General features: G+C 35.7%; 17 protein-coding genes. 9 read left to right on the top strand and 8 right to left on the bottom strand.

Annotated elements, in window-relative coordinates:
- Positions 1 to 199 precede the first annotated feature (199 nt).
- Positions 200 to 748 carry a nucleotide exchange factor GrpE gene (locus EGI26_RS16555; protein ID WP_255080158.1) on the bottom strand — a complete coding sequence of 183 codons (549 nt, stop codon included), beginning with the start codon at positions 746 to 748 and terminating at the stop codon, positions 200 to 202.
- A 97-nt stretch (positions 749 to 845) separates the two neighbouring features.
- Between EGI26_RS16555 and EGI26_RS16550 the strand changes: the two genes are divergently transcribed.
- Entirely contained in the window at positions 846 to 4,532 is a 3,687-nt protein-coding gene (locus EGI26_RS16550) for a 7TM diverse intracellular signaling domain-containing protein (RefSeq protein ID WP_255080157.1), read from the top strand.
- Positions 4,533 to 4,586: 54 nt separating this feature from the next.
- Positions 4,587 to 5,219, top strand: coding sequence for a response regulator transcription factor (locus tag EGI26_RS16545; RefSeq protein WP_255080156.1), 633 nt, complete (start codon positions 4,587 to 4,589; stop codon positions 5,217 to 5,219).
- Between the two features lie 17 nt (positions 5,220 to 5,236).
- Here EGI26_RS16545 and EGI26_RS16540 read toward each other — a convergent pair whose 3' ends face one another.
- Both EGI26_RS16540 and EGI26_RS16535 read right to left on the bottom strand, forming a co-directional pair.
- Complete coding sequence (locus tag EGI26_RS16540) at positions 5,237 to 5,548, bottom strand: hypothetical protein (RefSeq protein WP_255080155.1); 312 nt, start codon at positions 5,546 to 5,548, stop codon at positions 5,237 to 5,239.
- Between the two features lie 2 nt (positions 5,549 to 5,550).
- Entirely contained in the window at positions 5,551 to 6,192 is a 642-nt protein-coding gene (locus EGI26_RS16535; RefSeq protein WP_255080154.1) for a SatD family protein, read from the bottom strand.
- Positions 6,193 to 6,336: 144 nt separating this feature from the next.
- On the opposite strand from EGI26_RS16535, the gene EGI26_RS16530 reads away from it, so the two are divergent.
- Complete coding sequence (locus EGI26_RS16530; protein ID WP_255080153.1) at positions 6,337 to 7,047, top strand: pseudouridine synthase; 711 nt, start codon at positions 6,337 to 6,339, stop codon at positions 7,045 to 7,047.
- A 62-nt stretch (positions 7,048 to 7,109) separates the two neighbouring features.
- On the opposite strand, the gene EGI26_RS16525 is transcribed toward EGI26_RS16530, so the two are convergent.
- Complete coding sequence (locus tag EGI26_RS16525) at positions 7,110 to 7,568, bottom strand: hypothetical protein (protein WP_255080152.1); 459 nt, start codon at positions 7,566 to 7,568, stop codon at positions 7,110 to 7,112.
- 306 nt (positions 7,569 to 7,874) lie between these two features.
- On the opposite strand from EGI26_RS16525, the gene EGI26_RS16520 reads away from it, so the two are divergent.
- The 4 genes from EGI26_RS16520 to EGI26_RS16505 all read left to right on the top strand — a co-directional run bounded on the left by EGI26_RS16520 (position 7,875) and on the right by EGI26_RS16505 (position 12,000).
- Positions 7,875 to 9,113, top strand: a complete 1,239-nt coding sequence (locus EGI26_RS16520) for a DUF481 domain-containing protein (protein WP_255080151.1) — start codon at positions 7,875 to 7,877, stop codon at positions 9,111 to 9,113.
- 87 nt (positions 9,114 to 9,200) lie between these two features.
- A complete protein-coding gene (locus tag EGI26_RS16515) occupies positions 9,201 to 10,058 on the top strand; it encodes an acyl-CoA thioesterase II (protein ID WP_255080150.1) in 858 nt (285 codons plus the stop codon).
- 79 nt (positions 10,059 to 10,137) lie between these two features.
- Entirely contained in the window at positions 10,138 to 11,109 is a 972-nt protein-coding gene (locus EGI26_RS16510) for a nitronate monooxygenase family protein (RefSeq protein WP_255080149.1), read from the top strand.
- A gap of 51 nt (positions 11,110 to 11,160) precedes the next feature.
- The gene (locus EGI26_RS16505; RefSeq protein ID WP_255080148.1) at positions 11,161 to 12,000 is read left to right on the top strand and encodes a maleylpyruvate isomerase N-terminal domain-containing protein; all 840 of its coding nucleotides are present in this window, start codon (positions 11,161 to 11,163) and stop codon (positions 11,998 to 12,000) included.
- Between the two features lie 7 nt (positions 12,001 to 12,007).
- On the opposite strand, the gene EGI26_RS16500 is transcribed toward EGI26_RS16505, so the two are convergent.
- Positions 12,008 to 12,499 carry an energy transducer TonB gene (locus EGI26_RS16500; protein ID WP_255080147.1) on the bottom strand — a complete coding sequence of 164 codons (492 nt, stop codon included), beginning with the start codon at positions 12,497 to 12,499 and terminating at the stop codon, positions 12,008 to 12,010.
- A gap of 393 nt (positions 12,500 to 12,892) precedes the next feature.
- Here EGI26_RS16500 and EGI26_RS16495 point away from each other — a divergent pair, with 393 nt between their 5' ends.
- Together EGI26_RS16495 and EGI26_RS16490 are read left to right on the top strand one after the other, a co-directional pair.
- Complete coding sequence (locus EGI26_RS16495; protein ID WP_255080146.1) at positions 12,893 to 13,063, top strand: hypothetical protein; 171 nt, start codon at positions 12,893 to 12,895, stop codon at positions 13,061 to 13,063.
- Between the two features lie 171 nt (positions 13,064 to 13,234).
- Positions 13,235 to 14,104, top strand: coding sequence for a cation diffusion facilitator family transporter (locus EGI26_RS16490; protein ID WP_255080145.1), 870 nt, complete (start codon positions 13,235 to 13,237; stop codon positions 14,102 to 14,104).
- Positions 14,105 to 14,119: 15 nt separating this feature from the next.
- Here the strand turns inward: EGI26_RS16490 and EGI26_RS16485 are convergent, their stop codons facing one another.
- From EGI26_RS16485 to EGI26_RS16475, 3 genes are read right to left on the bottom strand one after another with little or no spacing between them, the layout of a single operon-like run.
- The gene (locus EGI26_RS16485) at positions 14,120 to 15,253 is read right to left on the bottom strand and encodes an efflux RND transporter periplasmic adaptor subunit (RefSeq protein ID WP_255080143.1); all 1,134 of its coding nucleotides are present in this window, start codon (positions 15,251 to 15,253) and stop codon (positions 14,120 to 14,122) included.
- Positions 15,246 to 16,415, bottom strand: a complete 1,170-nt coding sequence (locus tag EGI26_RS16480) for a TolC family protein (RefSeq protein ID WP_255080142.1) — start codon at positions 16,413 to 16,415, stop codon at positions 15,246 to 15,248. Before EGI26_RS16480 ends, EGI26_RS16485 begins: the two co-directional genes overlap by 8 nt.
- Positions 16,412 to 19,525 (bottom strand): efflux RND transporter permease subunit, encoded by a 3,114-nt coding sequence (locus EGI26_RS16475; RefSeq protein ID WP_255080141.1) that lies wholly within the window; start codon positions 19,523 to 19,525, stop codon positions 16,412 to 16,414. The genes EGI26_RS16480 and EGI26_RS16475 overlap by 4 nt, the downstream gene beginning before the upstream one ends.
- Positions 19,526 to 19,557 lie beyond the last annotated feature (32 nt).

The following is a 19,557-nucleotide window of genomic DNA, read 5'->3' as shown; positions in this document are numbered from 1 at the left end:
TTTTAGCTCTATTCTGCTAGCTTTTAAGATTTTTTCAATCTGAAATTTCAGCTAACTTTTAATTTCTATATTTTTTTGAGAACAGATTTATAGTTTGCGTATTTTTAATTAGCTAATGAATATTTTCAAATGCTTGCAATAAGATTCCTCAAACCTAATTAACGAATAACCAATTACCCAATAACCAATTACTAGTTAATCAGCTACCAACCACTACTTTAGCGTATCTGATTACCTTGTCATTGAGATAATAGCCTTTTTCTATTTCATCAATTACAGTACCCTTTTTGTCATCTCCAGCTGCAAACTGTGTTATGCATTCGTGCAATTCCACGTCAAAAGTTTGATCTTTAGATTCCATTGGTTTTAGACCTTTGCTGGCCAATGTCTTCTGGAATTTATGGAAAATCAAGTCTATACCTTCTTTAATGGCCTTTAAATCCTCGCTGGTTTCCATTGATTTTTGAGCCCTTTCAAAATCATCCATTACCGGAATAAGCTCTTTCATGAGACCTTCTGTGGCATTCATGATGGTATCTATCTTTTCTTTAGCAGTTCTTCTTCTAAAATTTTCAAACTCCGAGTATAATCTAATGTATTTATCTTTGGCTTCAGCTACTTCGGCTTCTAGTTTTTGAGTTTCTGATATAGGCTCTGAAGTTGTTTCTACTTGTTCTTCTGCCTGGCTGTTTTCTATTACTTCGTCGTTTGATTTAATTTCTTCCACTTCTTGCTTATCCTTTTTCATACTTCTACATTAAAATTTCTTAGATTTGTTATCAATAATTAAACCATTCGCCTTGTTTCTGCCAAAGTGGCAGAACCTTTCCGAAATAAACCAACTAATGAAAACTATAAGTCTGTTTATTTTAGTAATTCTTTCACTTCCCACTTTTGGCCAAAAACTTAAATATAGGATTGAGCATTTAGGAGCTGAAAACGGTTTGTCTCAGGGCTCGGTTTATTCTATGTATAAAGACTCCAATGGAAACATGTGGTTTGGTACAATGGATGGATTGAATTTTTGGAATGGCAAAAGCATGAAAGTTTACAGGCCTTCAAAAAAAGACCCTTTCAGTATAGATGGCATTGACATAAAAAAAATCATAGGTTATAAAGCCAATGTCTTATTGGTAGGCACCGAAAACTCTTTAAATATATTTGATAGCGAAACGGAACGGTTTAGAAAAGTATATTTTAGAGATCAGAATGGAAAAATCACTAAAAATGAGGTCTTTCCGATAACCGTAGCAGGTAATGAACTAAAGCTTTGGTTGGGCGGAGTGGGATTAATAAACTATAATTTCTCCACCAAAAGACAACAAATACTGGTTTTAGAGAAAAGTTTCAAAACCAATTATTTTAGTAACATAAACACCACTCAAAACGATTCTGGCCAGAATATTTGGATTCATGGCGAACAGGGTTTGATGAAATACAACCTTAAATCGAAAAAAATAGCTTATTTCTTTTCAAAAAACAAAAACAACCTAGCGGGAAAAAATGAAGAAATCGTTAAAATTCATATCCAAAAAGACAACATTTGGATAGGCACTTTCGATGGGTTTATAAGATTCAATACCAAGACATTAGCCATAAAGAAATGGACGTTTTTCGATCAAAAAAAACCTATGGGAGTGGTATTTGACCTTTCCACAGATAAAGACGGAAATCTGTGGGTAGGAACAGAAAAAAATGGCTTGTTGTTTTTCGATACCCAAAACGAGGCTTTTGAACAATTATCAAATAAAGGAAGCTTTTCAAACTCAAAACTTCACAATGACGAAATCAGCCACGTTTATGTAGACAATGATGGGATTATTTGGGTCAATACAGACCCTTATGGGGTTGACAAAATCCAGATTTTACCAGGCAATTTCGGAACATACAAACTAAATCTAGAGGGAAAACTGCCAGAAAGTATGCAAAACTTCTCCATAAGGAGCGTATTAAAAGACAAAAATACACTTTGGCTTGGTACGCAACAGTCGGGCGTGTGGAGGGTCAATGCCAACAATTTCAGTATAATTGATGGCTTTTACAATTTAAATTCTAAAACCATTCCCTCGAATACCATTCGATATATTCACAAAGACCGATCAGGTACCATTTGGCTTGGAACATCCGAGGGTCTTGCTTATTTTGACCACAAAAGATTCAAAGAAGTAGCTGGGCCAGAAAACAAAATGGCCAATAAGTTTGTACGCGTATTAGAAGAATTCAAAGACGAGCTATGGATAGGTACTGAAAATGGAATTTTTAGGCTAAACAAAAAAACAAAAAAAACTACCATCAGCAATTTATTAGCCGACCGTCGAATTTCTTTAATAAAATTTATCTCAAACACCAAAGTATTGATTGGGGTATATAATGAAGGCTTATTTGAAGCACAATCAGAAGATAACTTTAAAACATTTACCGTAAAAAACTTAATCAATGCGGGCATCCCAACTTCATTGTTAAGATTAGAGGACAAAGTTTGGATAGGTACTTCAAATGGGCTTTTGGAATATAACCTTCAAACTGGCAAAACGAAATGGATAAAAAGAGATAACGGTTTGCCCAATGAATTTATATACAGTATAGAAATTGACGACGAAAAACAGCTTTGGTTAAGTACAAATAAAGGAATTGTGAAGCTAGACCCTCTGACGAATGAAATCCATTCTTTTAGCATGAATGACGGGCTTCAGGGGTTTGAGTTTAATGGGTATTGCTCATTTAAGGATACCACAACTGGAAAAATGTTTTTTGGAGGTGTAAACGGCCTCAATCATTTCAATCCGAAAGAAATTAGCATAGTTGGCAAAAAAAACACCAATGTACTTACTGACGAAATGAGCCGACTGAGGCCGAATCAAATTTCATATTTTTTGGATAAAGAACAGCTATTTTCAAAACCCCTACCCAACAACTCCGCATTCGATTCAAAATTTGAAAACTTTAAGGGCAAAATCCCCAATTTCAGCTATACACCTGACCAAGTCTGGACAAGGTTCACTTTTAAAAACAAGACCAATAAAACTTGGTTTTTGGAAGTTGAAAATTCGAGATTATCCAAAATGGAAGTTTGGCTTTTCGAGCGTAATCAACTGATATTATACAAAAAATCAGGCGATAAAATACCAATAAAAAAGTATGAGGTTAGGTCTCCAAATCCTATTTTCAAGCTAGATATGATTGAAAATCAAGACTATGAAATTTTTATTAAAGCTAGCGGCACACGCGATTTGAAATTCCCAATTATGTTTTGGGAAGAGAATGAATTACTGGAACAACTCAGTACCAACAAACTTATTTGGGGCATTTATTTGGGTTTTATTATCCTCATTTCACTTTACAATATTTTCTTGTGGATTACTATTAAAGAGGTAGTTTATATCTATTATTCCATTTATATTTTACTCTTTGGGGCTTTTCAACTGAGCCTTTATGGTTTTGGCTTTCAATATGTTTGGTCCAACAGTTGGTTCAACGAAATCGCCTATTTCGTTTTCTTGTTTACTTCAAATATTTTTTTAATCCAGTTTACAGACTCCTTTTTGGATCTCTCAAAAAATTATAAAACACATTGGCAGAGCATTAAAAACTTACTCATTTTGGGAAGTTTAATTATTACAACCATATCTTTCTTTTATTTTAAATATTGGTTCAATTACCTAGCCATCGGCCAAGGGGTTTTGTTTTCTGCCATATTTATGTTGATTACTGTAGATTATATTCTTAAAAAACGGGTCATTATTTATTATTACGGACTGGCCACTTTTTTTCTTGTTATTGCCACACTTATAGTAGGACTTCAAAACCTTGCCCTTATTGAGCCATTTTATCAAGAAAAAATTATAATGGCAGGCTCCATGCTTGAAATCATTTTATTTTCTGTGGCTTTGGGATATAAATTCAGACAAAACCTGTTAGAAAAAGAAAGGCAGCAAATGCTTAGAAATCAGATTTCAGGAAATTTACATGACGATCTAGCGGCATCATTAAGTAGCCTCACCATGTATGCTGAGCTAAGCAAAAGAAAGCTAAATTCTCCAAATGCCGAGCTTCAGGAACGCTTTGAAAGGATTTCTCAAAAGTCAAGAGAAATCCTAGGAAAAGTTAGAGAGGCGGTATATGAACTTAATCCTAAAAACGATTCGGAAGAAGAATGGCTAGAACGAATTGTGAATTTTGGAAAAGACATTTTTGAAACAAAAAACATTGAATTCAGGGCATTGATAGCCGAAGGTTTTGGCTCAAAAAGCATAATTCCTGCCTATCGGCGGGATGTATTCCTGATTTTTAAGGAAGCCATGAATAACGCCGCTAAATACTCCGAGGCCGACACAATTACGTTTGAAATTAAGAAAACTATTGATGGCAAAGTGCTCTGTCTAAAAGACAATGGCAAGGGTATAGAGCCCTCCATGATGGATGTGAGTAATGGTATTTCTAACATGAAGGCTAGAGCAAAAAAAGTAAATGGTACTTTAGAAATAAAAACAAATGGAGGCACTGAAATAATTTTAAAACTCTCTAACTACTAAAATTAGTAGTATAAACTCAAATAAGAATCATAGAACTTTGTAAAAAATCTAACCATGATAAGAGTAAATATTTATGAAGACCAAAGTGAAATAAGGGAGCTATTGATAGAAACTGTCAGAAGCAGCTCTGATTTACTATTAGTGAATGCTTACCCGAATGCCAAGGAAATTATCGAAAATACAAGAAAGGATAAACCTGAGGTAATTCTGATGGATATTCAAATGCCAGGAATATCAGGCATAGAAGCTGTGCAGCTTGTAAAAAGGCAATATCCACATATACAAATATGTATGCAAACTGTTTTTGAAGACAATGAAAAGATTTTTGCAGCAATATGTTCAGGAGCAAGCGGTTATATCTTAAAAGACTCGACTCCAGAAAAATACATAAATGCCATTATTGACACCTATCAAGGTGGGTCACCCATGACACCTTCCATCGCCAGAAAAGTTCTTACGATGTTTCAAAATCAAAATACCAAAGTGACTGATTTTGTGGAGTTAACCACGGGAGAAAAGAACGTCTTAGAACTTTTGGTGAAAGGACTAAGCTACAAAATGATTGCTGCCGACTTAGGAGTAAGCTTCCCAACTGTAAATTTCCATTTGAAGAACATTTATAAAAAATTACACGTAAATTCTGCAACAGAGGCTATTTCAAAGGCTTTGGTGAATAATTTGGTGTAATATTTAAAGAAATCTCTTCAAAAACTCCACATAAACAATGGCCATGATACAGAAATAAAGTTTCCAAAAAGATAAAAATCGTTGAATTTGTTCTGGTCATCTTCCTTCTTCTCGGTGTGTTTTAGCCTTGTGGCTAGTTTTACAGCACTAAAAAAGGTAAGTGCATGTGGATAATCGAAATATAAAGAAACTACTAAAAAGATGCGTTCAAACATTCCCTTGACAATAGATTTGAAGTCCAATCCGACTTTTTTATAAAACAATTGTGAAATAACTGAAAACAAGAACGCTAATACAATTTCAGAGACCAAAAGTGCTGCGAAGATCATTTTTATGAAAGGTATGTGATTACATTTTTTATGGCAAAATAAGAAGAAATATTTAGACTTTTCTCTTTTTTCCATATTTGTGACCTCGTAACCCCAGTTTTTGTTGCAATTATCTTGTAATCATGATATTGAATAAACATGGCAGCCAAGTCCTTATCCTCTTTAGAATTCCATTTTGTTTGAATGTTTTGCATAACCCAAAATGCATCGTTTAAAGCCTTACTTTTTGATTTGCTTTTCGTTTCTATTTCAAATCTATAATCAGTCTTTTTTAGGCTTTCAAGCATTCTTCGAGCATTACTAAGACCTTCTCCGAGCATTCCGTAAGCTATTTCTGCGTTTATGGGTGTATCTATTTTGCCATAGTTTATAACATATCTTAATGCGAAATTTGCATTGTTTTTAATGATAAATTCCTCGAAACACAAAATAACTAATATACTGTTTTTCAAACTATTAGATACTCCTTGAAACTCATCTCCTAGTGTAATTGTAAGTGGAGAACTCAGTTTTTTTTTAAATTTTTCATTTACATATTTTACGGCCTCCTTAAATTTATCTTGCAATACAAATCCCTCATAATCACTACTTTGTATTATATCAGCCATAATTATCCAATAGTTCTTATCGTCTTTTGTCTCCATTTTCTATATTATTTGTTTCAAAAATAATGAAATAATGGTAGTTATTTCAGAAAAAGTGAAATAATTGCATTTGTTTCAGAAAAAGTGAAACAAAAAATCTTCTATTTTTTTGATTTCAAATGGTATATTTGTAGAAAAAAAACTTTGAGTTTTAGGAATAAGCTTCAATATTTTCTTGTAAAAAAGCTTCAAATATCAAACAGTGAGGCTCAAAAATTGCTTTTTGAAAGGAAAATAACCGTTAATGGCAAATCCACATCTGCTAATATTTTAATAGAGCCTGAATTTGAAATACGATATGAAAATGAAATTTTGCAACTTTCAAAAAACTTCAAGTATTTGGCTTTTAACAAGCCGAGAGGAATAGAAACTACATTAAACAGTGAAATTTCTGACAATTTAATAAGCATTCTACCTTTTGAAGGGCTCTTTCCAGTTGGAAGGTTAGACAAGGCTTCTGAAGGTTTGCTCATATTAACTGACGATGGTCGGATTTATGATAAAATATTGCGAAATGAGCACAAAACTGAGAAAGAATATATCGTAAAGGTTGACAAAACAATTGACCGTTCTTTTTTAGATAACATGGCCATCGGTGTAAAAATAATGGGCAAAACTACCCTTCCTTGCCAATTAGAATTAATAAATGAAAATTGCTTTAAGATAACTTTGATTCAAGGTTTAAATCGCCAAATTAGGAGAATGTGTTATAAGCTGGGTTATGAAGTAATCAGTTTAAAAAGAACCAGAATCGGTAATTTGAGGCTCGAAGACCTAGGCGTTGGAGAATGGAGACATTTCGAGATAAAAGATGTTTTAACGCACCTAAGTTCTTCTATTTTGATGGAAAAATAAAACAAAAAAAATGGGTCGACTAAAAAAAGCCGCCCATTCTATTTGAAAAAACTATTACTCCACTAAAATCTTCTGCTATTTCTATTTCTCTCAAAATCACGTTTCTCTCTGCTAATCATTCTGTTAAGGTTGTCTAGGTCATTATCCAGCTCTCTAGCTTCGATTCTTGATATACGGCCATTTCTCATAAAACGATTCTCTTTTCTTTCAATGTTGTCATAATACCTCATCAATTTACTGGCTTCTGACCTTGTAATCAACCCCTTACGTATACCATCATTTATTCGCATTTTGGCTTGTCTTTGATATGAATCTATCATCATGGCTTTGTTTCCACGCACCACATTGTAGTCTCGATCATATCCCCACTTGTCTTCAAATCCACCTTTTTTGTCGAATCTTTCTTCATAGTTCCGGCCACGTGACGAGTAGGTATTATCATCATATCCTCTTCCATATTGAGCAAAAGCACCTACTGCTACCAAGCTCAAAACCCCGATTAAAGCCATTGTCTTTTTCATAATCTCAAATATTTTGTTAGTTTCCTAAATTTGTATATTAGAGTAAAAACCATTTCAAAGGTTTAGATAAGGCCGTTGTTAATGATTGTTAATGAAATTATTTTGTTGAAATAGCAACAAAATCGACACAAAAAGCGTTGTGCATATAGGTTCAAAGAATTTATATTCTTGAATATATTATAGTGGTTTATTTTAGGGGTTAGATTAAAGCTCTCTGATTTTCGGAGAGCTTTTCTTATTTATTTACTTATATAATTGTATATGATTTTCCATTAAATTTGTACTCATTTATAAAACCCAATAAACATGCTTAGGAAAATCAACATACTGATACTGTTGATAATTTTGCCGTTTTTATCATTCGGACAGAACTCGACTCTCAATGTTTTTTTAAACTGCCAAAAAGCTAAATGTTATGTAGACTACCTAAAAACAGAGCTGCAAATGTTCAATTTTGTGAGAGACCAAGCTGCAGCAGATGTATTGGTTATGATTACTGTCAATTCAAATGCATCTGGAGGAGCCAATTACCAGATATTCTTTGAAGGCCAAAATACTTTTAGAACCCAGATTGATACCGTAAGATTTGCTTCAAGGCAGGATGCCACAGACGATATGCTCCGCAAAAAACTTCTCAACTCGGTAAGTTTGGGTTTGCTTGGATATCTCAAAAACATAGAAACAGCAGACATGGTAAAGGTGAGTTTTAACAAAACTCCTGGACAAAAAACTGAGCCAAAGAAAGACAAATGGAATAATTGGATTTTTGGAGTTGGAGGTAATGGCCGCTTTAGCGGTGAAAGTAACAGATCTAACGTATCTTTTGATGGAAACTTCAGAGGTGGAAGAACTACTGATAAGTCCAAATTCAGTTTCTATTCTTATTATAATCAAAGGACCAATACCGTAACTGTTGACTCCATAACGACCTCTGTTAAAGTAGACGACTATGGATTCAATTCACTATTTGTGGCCGCTTTTAACAACCATTGGTCACTCGGGGGGTTTGTAAAAGGCTATCATTCCGTCTATCAAAACATTAAATTCTCAAAAAGCGTCGCCCCTGCATTAGAATATTCGGTTTTTCCTGTTCAAGACTTCAACAGAAAACAACTTAGATGGATTTATCAGGCTGGGGTAAGAGATTTCGATTACATTGAACTCACCATTTTCGACAAAATTGAAGAAACTCTCCCTTATCAACAATTGACAGGCATTTTGGGTTTCACTGAAAACTGGGGAAATTTTAGTGCCGAATTAAGTGGTTATCAATACCTTAACAACCTTGAAAGATATCGCCTCAGCCTTGAAATAGACCTATCCCTGCGAGTTGCACAAGGATTATCCTTGAGGTTTTATGGAAATGGCTCCCAGATAAACAATCAGATTTCGCTTGCAAAACAAAGTGGCGATACAGCTGACGTACTTCTTGGAGGTCGTCAATTGGCCACAACATTCTCCTATCTGACTTCTTTTGGCTTAAATTATACTTTCGGCTCGGTAAACAACAGTATCGTTAACCCTAGATTTTCTGGTGTTAATTAAGCCGTCATGGTTTGAAATATTCGAGGCAATCTTAGCATTTTTCTTAAAAAAAGCCTAAAATTGTATTCTTCAAACAAGAAACCATAAATGAATAATATACATGAATTAATTGATTTGTTGAAACTTGAAAAGTTGAGCGAATCAGTTTTTTTAGGTCAAAACTATCTCGCACCCTGGAAAAGAGTTTTTGGCGGACAGGTTTTAGCTCAGTCGCTAAGTGCTACTCAGCAAACTGTTGATCCTGAACGTGTGGCACACTCCATGCATGCTTATTTTCTCTTAGCGGGTGATATCAACATTCCTATTGTTTTTGAAGTAGAAAAAATTCGAGATGGAGGGAGTTTTAGCACTCGCCGAGTTGTGGCCAAGCAAAATGGGATTGCTATTTTTTTTATGTCCATTTCTTTTCAAAAAAAACAAAACGGGTACGATCATCAGATAGATATGCCCAAAGTGGCAGGGCCTGAGAATCTTCCCTCAGACATGGATACGGTAAAGAAATTCAAGCTTTTTGTTCCAGATCATATTTTCCAGGTTATACAAGAGCGTCCCTTTGAGTTTAGGATGGTCGAGCAAATTAACTTGCTTGATTTCAAAACAAAATTGCCCTTTCGTAATTTTTGGTTTAAGGCCAATGAAAGTTTTGAAGGAGATTTGAACATCCATCAGCGATTGCTCACTTATGTGTCTGATTATAACTTGCTTACAACGGCCACCTTACCGCATACCAAAGGCCCATTACCCAACAAAGACTTATTCATGGCTAGTCTGGATCATGGTATGTGGTTTCATAGAGATTTTAAAATTGACGATTGGCTACTATATGCCATGGATAGTCCAAGTGCTTCCAATGCCAGAGGTTTTACCAGGGGAAATATTTTCAATAAAGAAGGTATTTTGGTAGCCAGCGTGGTACAAGAAGGCTTGATGAGACCGAAAAGTTAATTGGTGATTAAAAAAATCAAACTTAATGCCCTTTGCCTTTTGCCTAAAAAATAATATCAACATAAATAAAAACTAAAAAATGAACCCTTTTAAAAACCTTTCCTTGCCCGTAGTAGTGGCTCCAATGTTCTTGATTTCTAATCCCAAATTGGTAATAGAATGTTGCAAAAATGGAATCGTCGGAACATTCCCAGCTTTGAATCAACGCACAACCGAGGGTTTTGAAGAATGGGTAATAGAAATAAAAACTGAACTTGAAAAATTCGAGAAAGAAACTGGCAAAAAAGCTGCACCTTTTGGTGTGAACATTATCGTTCATCAAACCAATCCAAGAGTGATGGCTGATATGCAAATAGTTGTAAAACACAAAATACCACTAATTATAACCTCACTTGGAGCTGTTTCTCAAGTGGTAGATGCAGTACATTCTTATGGAGGGTTGGTATTTCATGATGTCATAAAAAAACGCCATGCAGAAAAAGCCGCAGAAGCTGGTGTGGATGGTTTAATTTTGGTTTCGGCTGGTGCAGGCGGACATGCTGGCACGCTAAATCCTGTTCCTTTTATTACCGAAATTAGAAGTTTTTATAAAAAAACGATACTGTTGTCTGGATGTCTTAGCAATGGCCAAGATGTGGCTTCGGCGATGCAAATGGGTGCTGACTTGGCATATATGGGTACAAGATTTATAAATACCGCAGAAGCCAATGCCTCAGATGACTATAAGGAAATGATTGTAAAAAGTGGAGCAAGTGATATCGTTTACACTGCGGCTATTTCTGGTGTAAGTGCCAATTTTATGCAAAAAAGCCTTGAAAACAACGGAATAACCAAAGAGCTGTGGGATAATAAAGCCAAAATAGATTTTGGGAAAGAATTAGATGCAGCACAAGCCGAAACAAAGGCTTGGAAAACGCTTTGGTCAGCCGGTCAGGGTGTGGCAACAATCCATGACGTTCTGCCTATAAATGAGCTTATTAGCCAAATGAAGGGTGAATTTAAAACGGCCATTGAAAGGCAAACAAAGCTTTTAGAAACCTATGGTTCTTAGGTAAATTTATTGTCGAAATAAGTAATTTTGAATGATTTGTTTTAGAAAAATATGTCTTCAAACCTTCCTAAAATAGAAACCATAGAATTGTTTGCTCGATTAGATGGCTTACTTATTGATGTTCTAAAATCACTAAAAGAAAGTGATTGGGATTTGCCCACCCTTGCACCAAAATGGCGAGTTAAAGATATAGCTGCACATTTATTGGACGGAAATCTGAGGGCATTATCTATGCTAAGGGATGGATATTTTGGCGAAAAATCTGAAAATATTGACTCTTACGCAGATTTGTTGGCCTACTTAAACAAATTAAATGAGACTTGGGTAGACTCGATGATTCGTCTGAGTCCTAAAGTGCTGATAGATCTGCTTGAAAGTAGTGGAAAAGAATATATCTCTTTTTTGAAAAGTTTAAACCCAGAAGATACAAGTAAGTTCTCCGTAGCTTGGGCAGGAGAAAATGAATCTAAAAACTGGTTTCATATAGCAAGAGAATACACAGAAAAATGGCATCACCAACAACAAATCCGATTGGCAATTGGGGACACTGAGTCATTGTATAACTTTGAACTTTATCAACCTTATTTGGAGACTTCGATGCGGGCTTTACCACATCATTACAGAAATACTCAAGCAGAAAATGGCGATGTTTTAGAGTTTAATATAGAACATTTCGGGTCTTGGTTCTTAGTTTATCAAAATAAAGAATGGATTTTATCAAAAGAAGAAACTCAAAAACCCATCTGTAAAACTTTGATACCGAAAGACCTAGCCTGGAGAATCTTCACAAAAGGCATAAAACCCGATGCAGCAAAAGGCTTAATAAAATTTGAAGGGTCGTCGCCACATCTAGGAGAAAAAATCTTAGATATGTTGGCGGTTATGGCGTGAATTAAAATTACTTGTTTGAAAATGCGATAGGCAAGCTGTGATAAACCCTGGCTGGTTTTCCTTCATGCATTCCCGGTTTCCAATCAGGCATATCCATTATTACTTTTTTTGCCGCCTCTTCACAGCCATGCCCAAGCCCTTTTATAATTTTTGGATTGGTGATTTTTCCGTCTTTCTCAACAATAAATCTAACAAAAACCATTCCTGATACTTTCGCTTTCTTTGCTTCTTCGGGAATCACCAAATTGTTCTTTATAAAATTATACATTTCTTTTTTACCACCGATATATGCTGGCTTCTCCTTTACCCATGCCATTACATCAGCCTCACTTTCAGCACTGTATGTATCTTTATCGCTAAAATCCTCTTTCTTTTCGGGGTCTTTCTTTGTTAAACTATAGCTTGACTCTCCTCCACTGCCACACGAATACATTACTGAAATAGTAAAAACAAATAAGGCGGTATTTTTTAATGAGGAAATAATTTTGTTACTAACCATTAGAATGATATATTATTTAATAAAAGTAAAAATATGATTTATTTTTTAGCATTTAATGTATTGGAATGAAAGATTTCAATTTGAGTCAAGAAGTTGGGACAATTGATATATTACTATACAAGGTCACCCAATTTTGAAACATTTTATTGCCTTGGACGAAAATACAAAACCATGATGAAGATTTCAGTCCAAATCTTATTCCTTTCTTCACTTTTAGGATGAGTAAATACTCTCGATCAATAAATTGGTAAAACTTATGTAAACAAAGAGAAAAAGGTAATTAGCGATGGGAAATAGTAGTCAAAACACCAAATGGTAGACTGGAGCAGCAGACCAAGTCAAAGATTTGGACAATAATATAACCCTTGATAATTAGCTTAGGAGAGTGGCTTGGTGTCTCTTAAGGGCGACGGATTTGGTACCCAAATTTCGATAAGGAGTGTAAACACTTTTTCGCTCGTTTTAGGTAGTGAGCTGCTTTTTGTAGTGGACAATACGGTGATGAGCGGTGGATTTTCGGGTGTATATCAAATGATAAACCCCAATGACATATCTAGCGTTTAGGTACTAAAAGATGCTTCAAGCACTGACATTTATGACTCTAGAGGTGCCAACGGCGTTATTGTAATCAATCTAAAAAAGAAATAAATCCTCGGTATTTCCCCTTCTTCAGGCTTAATGTTATTAAATTTGCAATCATAAAAAAACGCCGGTACAAGTGTTTGCATGTAAGCAATGACCAACGAACAAAAGGCAATAAAAGCCACCTATTTTAGTATCTTCGGAAATGCCTCATTGGCTATAATTAAAGGATTGGCTGGTTTTTTTGGAAATTCTTACGCCTTAATTGCTGATGCTATAGAGTCCACAACAGATATTTTTGGTTCGCTTTTGGTATTATTTGGCTTAAAATATGCAAGCAGGCCTGCGGATAAAAATCATCCCTATGGACACGGAAGAATAGAACCCCTCATTACTTTTTTGGTGGTTGGCTTTTTGATTTTTTCAGCCGCAATTATTGCTCATGAAAGTATTATAAACATCCAAACTCCGCATGAATTGCCCAGGTCATGGACGCTGTATGTGCTTGGTGCTATTATTCTTTGGAAAGAAATATCGTTCCGATTGGTGCTAAAAAAGAGTAAAGAAACTAATAGCAGCTCGCTTAAAGCCGATGCGTGGCACCACAGAAGCGATGCAATAACCTCAGTAGCTGCCTTTATTGGAATTTCTATCGCCTTATTTATGGGAAAAGGCTACGAAACTGCCGACGATTGGGCAGCACTTTTTGCTTCGGGCTTCATACTTTACAACTGTTATCTAATTTTTCGTCCTGCTCTCGGCGAAATAATGGACGAGCATGTTTATGATGACCTTTTGGAGGAAATAAAGCAAGTTTCACAAACTGTTGAAGGAGTAGTTGACACCGAGAAATGCTTTATTAGAAAGTCTGGAATGAAATACCACGTAGACCTCCACGCTATGGTGGACGCACACATAAGCGTAAAAAAAGGCCATGATATAGCTCATGACCTTAAGGATACATTAAGAAAAGAAATACCTCAACTCGGCCATGTATTGATACATATCGAGCCTAATGAGTGATTTTGTTTCCTAAAATCACTCTTCACTTGCACCGTTTTCTACAAAATTCACACCACGTGTTACTATTTTGCCCGAAATATTGCCTGTCTCAATAATTTCTATGAATCCATGGGCTATTCTTCCCGTTTTTACTTCTATTTTTTCAAATTTTACCTGAGCTTTTTCTTCTTTCATTCTGAAAATAAATGAACCGTCAGAATTTGCCAAAATAGCCGATTCAGGTAAAGCCATAACTTTCGAATTTTTTACGTTTATTCTTCCAGAAATATATTGACCCGGCCTAAGAGATTGTTCAAAAGTCTCATTCTCTATATGCACATGCAGATTCAACGATTTCTGCTCTACATCTACTGTTTTGTCTATCAAGTACACTTTGCCCAAAACATCTTTCCCATCAGAACTCTTAAAATCAACCTCTTGGCCCACTTTTACCAATTGCATATCATCTCCGAAAACCTTGAGTTCTACATGCATGTGTTCCATGCTGATAAGCTCTAGTAGTGTTTCGTTACTAAGAAAACTTTTGCCGTTGGTTATGTTGACACTTTTAACATAACCGCTTTGGCTGGCATAAAGAGCGTGTTTAGCCGAAATATTCGAGCTTGTTAAGTTTGCTGGATTAATGCCCAACACTTTCAATTTCTCCGTTAAACCTTTGATTTTTATCCTATTAAGCTTCAACGCATTCTCGGTTTCTTGAAGTTTTCGTTTAGAGGTAGCGTCGTCTAAGATAAGGCTTTTCTGACGTTCAAAATCTTGAATAAGCAACTCACTTTTGGTAGATTCATTCAGGAAATCTTCTTGAATTTGCAACAACTCCATACTTGTGATTTGTGCCAAAAGTTCGCCCTTTTTGATAAACTTTCCTGGCAATAAGTTGTGATTAATATTAGATATCACACCATTCAACGGGTAATTGACAGAGAACATTTGATCTGGGGGCACATCCACCAAACCGTTGGCCTCGATATTTATATCCATTATTTTTTCTTCAACACCACCAATTTCAACTTTCAGGTTTTTAAATTGCTCTGAACTAAAAACTATGGCATTGTCAGCAGGTTTCTGCGTTATTTCCTCTGTTTTGGTTTCGGTTTTGCATGAAAACAATAAGGCCATGCAAGCTATACTTATCAATATTTTATTCATTTCCTGTAAGATATTTAATGTTTGAGATGGTTAAGTTCTTTGATTTTTCTAAACTCAAAAATTCCATTTTATAGTTAAGATTCTGATTATAAATCAAGTACCAATCAAAATATTCTATTTGACCTGCCAAATATTTCTTCATGGTGGTTTGCATCATCATTTCTGATTCTACCAAAAGACTGTTTCTTATTAAAGACAAAGAAGCATCGGTAGATTGCAAGCTTTTTTGCAAAACCACCACTTCATTTTCTAATTGAAATTTCACCTTTTCTAGCTCGGCTTCTTGGATTTTGGTGGAAATTTTGGATGATTCCACCCTGGCCTTTTGTGCCTTGACAAAAATTGGAATTTCAACACCCGCTACGCCAATAAACTGCCGCCAACTACCCAGCATACTTTGATTCATAAGCCCAAGATTGATACTTGGAAGTAATTTATTGATCTCGGTTTTTGTAGAAATCTCGGTATTCCGAATCACATTTCGTTGCATTTCCAATCTAGCATTCTGAGAAACATCGGCCTCTGTGCTATACTGGGCATGATTAAAACTTAGATCTGGCAGAATTGTGGAGTTTAAGAGTAACTTTAGTTTTCCCTGCATTTCGTTTATTTTAAAAGAAACTTGATTGATTTTCATTTCATTTTCTAAAATCCTCAAATGCATTCCAGAAGCATCGGTACCATCGGTTTCGCCTAATTCTTGTCGCTTTTTATAAACTTTTTCTATTTCAGCTAGCTTTACGTTCTCTGCTTGCAAAACTTCAGTAACCTGCTGTAAATAAAACAGTTCGTAATACAAATTTGCCACATTAAAACGATAATCATTTTTAAGAACCCCATATTCTGATTCTCCTATTTTCATAAGGGATTCGTTAAATGTTTTACGCATTTTATATACTTTGGGCAATTCAGTGTTCTGAACAATACCCAGTGTATAATCAGTCACAAATGGAGTTTGAATGTTTCCCACTTGCAAATCCACCTTTGTTTTAGGCATCTCATAAGCCGTATTTACCAAAGATTTCTGTAAATCTATCCGTTTCAAAGCCAAACTGAGGTCTCTGTTTTGTTCTATCCCCAGCTTAGTCAACTGCCTCAAATCGAGCTTTTGAGCAAAAGAAGATGGTACAAACAGACAAAATATTATTACTTTCTTTATCATTTCTTTTCTACTTTTTTCATGAAAATCATATAAATAATAGGCAAAACCACCAAGGTAAGAATGGTCGAGGTAATCAATCCACCTATAACTACTGTGGCCAAAGGTTTTTGTACTTCTGCTCCTGCTGATGTAGAAATAGCCATTGGTAAAAACCCTAAAGAAGCTACAAATGCTGTAACAATTACTGGTCTAAACCTAACAGAAACACCTTCAATGATTCGTTTCATCAAGTCTTTTTCTTCGGATTGATTAAAATAACTGATGAGTACCAAACCATTTAACACCGCCACACCAAACAATGCTATAAATCCAACCCCAGCTGAAATACTAAATGGCATACCTCTTATTAACAAAGCAAACACACCTCCAATTGCTGAGAATGGAATAGCACTAAATACTAAACCAGCTTGCAGGAAGGAGCCCAAAGAAAAATAAAGCAAAAAGAAAATGAGTACCATAGCAGCTGGAACTGCCAGCACCAAACGTTCTTTAGCTCTCTTTAGATTTTCAAAAGAGCCACCATATTCAAAATAATATCCGGATGGAAGACTTACTTTTGATTCAAGCTTTTGAGCCACTTCCTCCGCATAACTTTCCACGTCACGGTCGGCTATATCCACTCCAATGATGATTCTTCGATTAGATTTTTCTCTGGAAATCTGAGAAGGGGCATTTTGATAGCCTATATCTGCTACATTTTCAAACTTTATCAATGAACCTGTTCCCGTCTTTATTTGAAGGCTTTTGATATGTCCCAAATCATCGGCTGCTTGCTTTTCAAATCTTACCACTACATCAAACCTTTTTTCGTTTTCAAAGAGAACTCCCGCTGTTTCGCCAGCAAAAGAGGTCTTCAAAATAAAGTTCAGGTCATCTATATTTAGTCCAAATTCAGCTAGTTTCTGTTTGTTGTATTTAACGTTTATTTGCGGTCTGCCACTTATCCTTTCTACTTTCACAGTTCTTGTTCCTTCTATTTTCTGAAGAATTTTCTCTACAGATTTGGCTTTTTTGTTTAAAACTTCCAAATCATTACCAAATATTTTTATGGCAAATTCAGACTTCGAACCGGCAATCATTTCATTGAATCGCATCTCTATGGGTTGCGTAAATTCTGCTGAATTTCCTGGAACTTTTTCTTCCAAAACCGCAGCCATTTTTTCTACCATTTCTTGGGTAGAGCTCGCACTTGTCCATTCTGAATGGTCTTTCATATTAATCATAAGGTCAGAAGCCTCAGGAGGCATAGGGTCAGTAGGAACTTCCGATGCTCCTATCCTACCCACAATCTGCTGTATTTCGGGAAACTTCGCCATAAGAGCTTGTTGTGCTTTCGTCGTAGCTTCAATGGTCGCGTTGAGAGAAGAACCCTGTGGAGTTTGAAAATCTACAGCTAAATCTCCCTCATCGAGCGTCGGAATAAACTCACCGCCCATTCTCATGAATATCACCAAACTTATCAGAAACATAACAATGGCTCCCGCCAATACTTTGGTGTGGTGCTTCAATGCATACTGAAATACTGGAGAATAGGAATTAAACATTTTGTCAATAATCTTCTGCGAGAGTTTAAACTCCTTGTTTCCCTCTTTACTCAAAAGTAGCGATGTAACCGCTGGCACATAGGTCAAAGACAACAAAATGGCTACCACCAAAGCCAAACTAACGGTCATGGCCATTGGATTGAACATTTTGCCCTCTATACCTCCCAATGAAAGAATCGGTAGGTAAACTATTAAAATGATAATACCACCAAAAAGTGCTGCCGACAATACTTTTGTAGAAGATTTGTAAACCAAATCGTTGAAAACTGAGTGCTCAATTTTATCGACATGATATTTTTTATTAGAATGAATATTATAAAGCACGCTCTCCACTACTATCACCGAACAATCGACCAAGAGTCCAAAATCTATGGCTCCAAGACTCATCAAATTGGCAGAAATACCAAAAACCTGCATCAATCCGAAAGTTATAATCATCGTGATAGGAATCACCGACGCAACTATGAGACCCGCTTTAATACTTCCCATCAACAATACCAATACAAAAACCACTATAAGACCACCCTCAATAAGGTTATTCCTAACTGTTTTTATTGATTTATCGATTAGTTTGGTTCTATCAATAAAAGGAACCGCTTTTAAGCCGGGAGGCAGACTCTTATTAATCTTTTCTATCCTTACTTTAACTTCCTTAATGGTTTTTTCAGAATCGGCCCCCTTCAACATCAGCACAATTCCACCTACTGCCTCTCCATTGCCATTTTTTGTCATTGCTCCAAAACGTTTGGCATGTCCAAACTGCATCTTTGCTACGTTATTAACTAAAATGGGTACTCCATTCGAAGTTTTTATCACAATTTTACCCAAATCCTCGAGTGAACTGGAGGTTCCTTCTCCTCGAATAAAGTAAGTTTGGTCAAATTTTTCGATGTAACTTCCTCCTGTATTGGTGTTATTTGCACTTACCGCATCATAAACTTCTTTGAGACTAACACCCATTTGAAGCAATTTTTCGGGGATAATCGAAATTTCGTACTGTTTTACATATCCACCGAAACTGCTTATTTCGGTTACCCCGTCAATTCCTGCCAATTGTTTTTTTACAATCCAATCCTGAATTGTTCTTTGTGTGGTCAGGTCAAACTTTTTCTCGAAGCCTGGGCTAACTTCTAAAGTATACTGGTAAATCTCACCTAAACCTGTGGTAATTGGGGCAAGCTCTGGTGTTCCGAATTGTTTTGGGATTTTATCTGCCGCCATTTTGATTTGATCTGATGTCAACTGTCTGGCTAAGTGAATGTTAACTTCGTCAGAAAATACCAAAGTAATAACCGACAAACCCTGCCTTGAAACAGATCTAATGTCTTCTAAATTTTGAATGTTTACAAACTGCATCTCTAGGGTTGCAGTAATGTATTGTTCAACTTCTTGAGCTGCCAATGTAGGAGCTAAAGTAAGCACAACCACTTGGTTGTTGGTGATGTCTGGCACAGCATCTATGGGTAGGCTTTTGAGCGAAAATAAGCCTGCCAACATACTGAGCGACACCGCAATACCCACCACAAGTTTGTTATGGATACTATATTTGACGAGTTTATCAAACATGATGTATAAATGTTTTTTTGGTCGATATTAAA

Source organism: Lacihabitans sp. CCS-44 (assembly GCF_024343735.1).
In the GTDB taxonomy this organism is placed as follows: Bacteria; Bacteroidota; Bacteroidia; order Cytophagales; family Spirosomataceae; genus Leadbetterella.
This window is presented reverse-complemented; position numbering and strand designations above follow the sequence as displayed.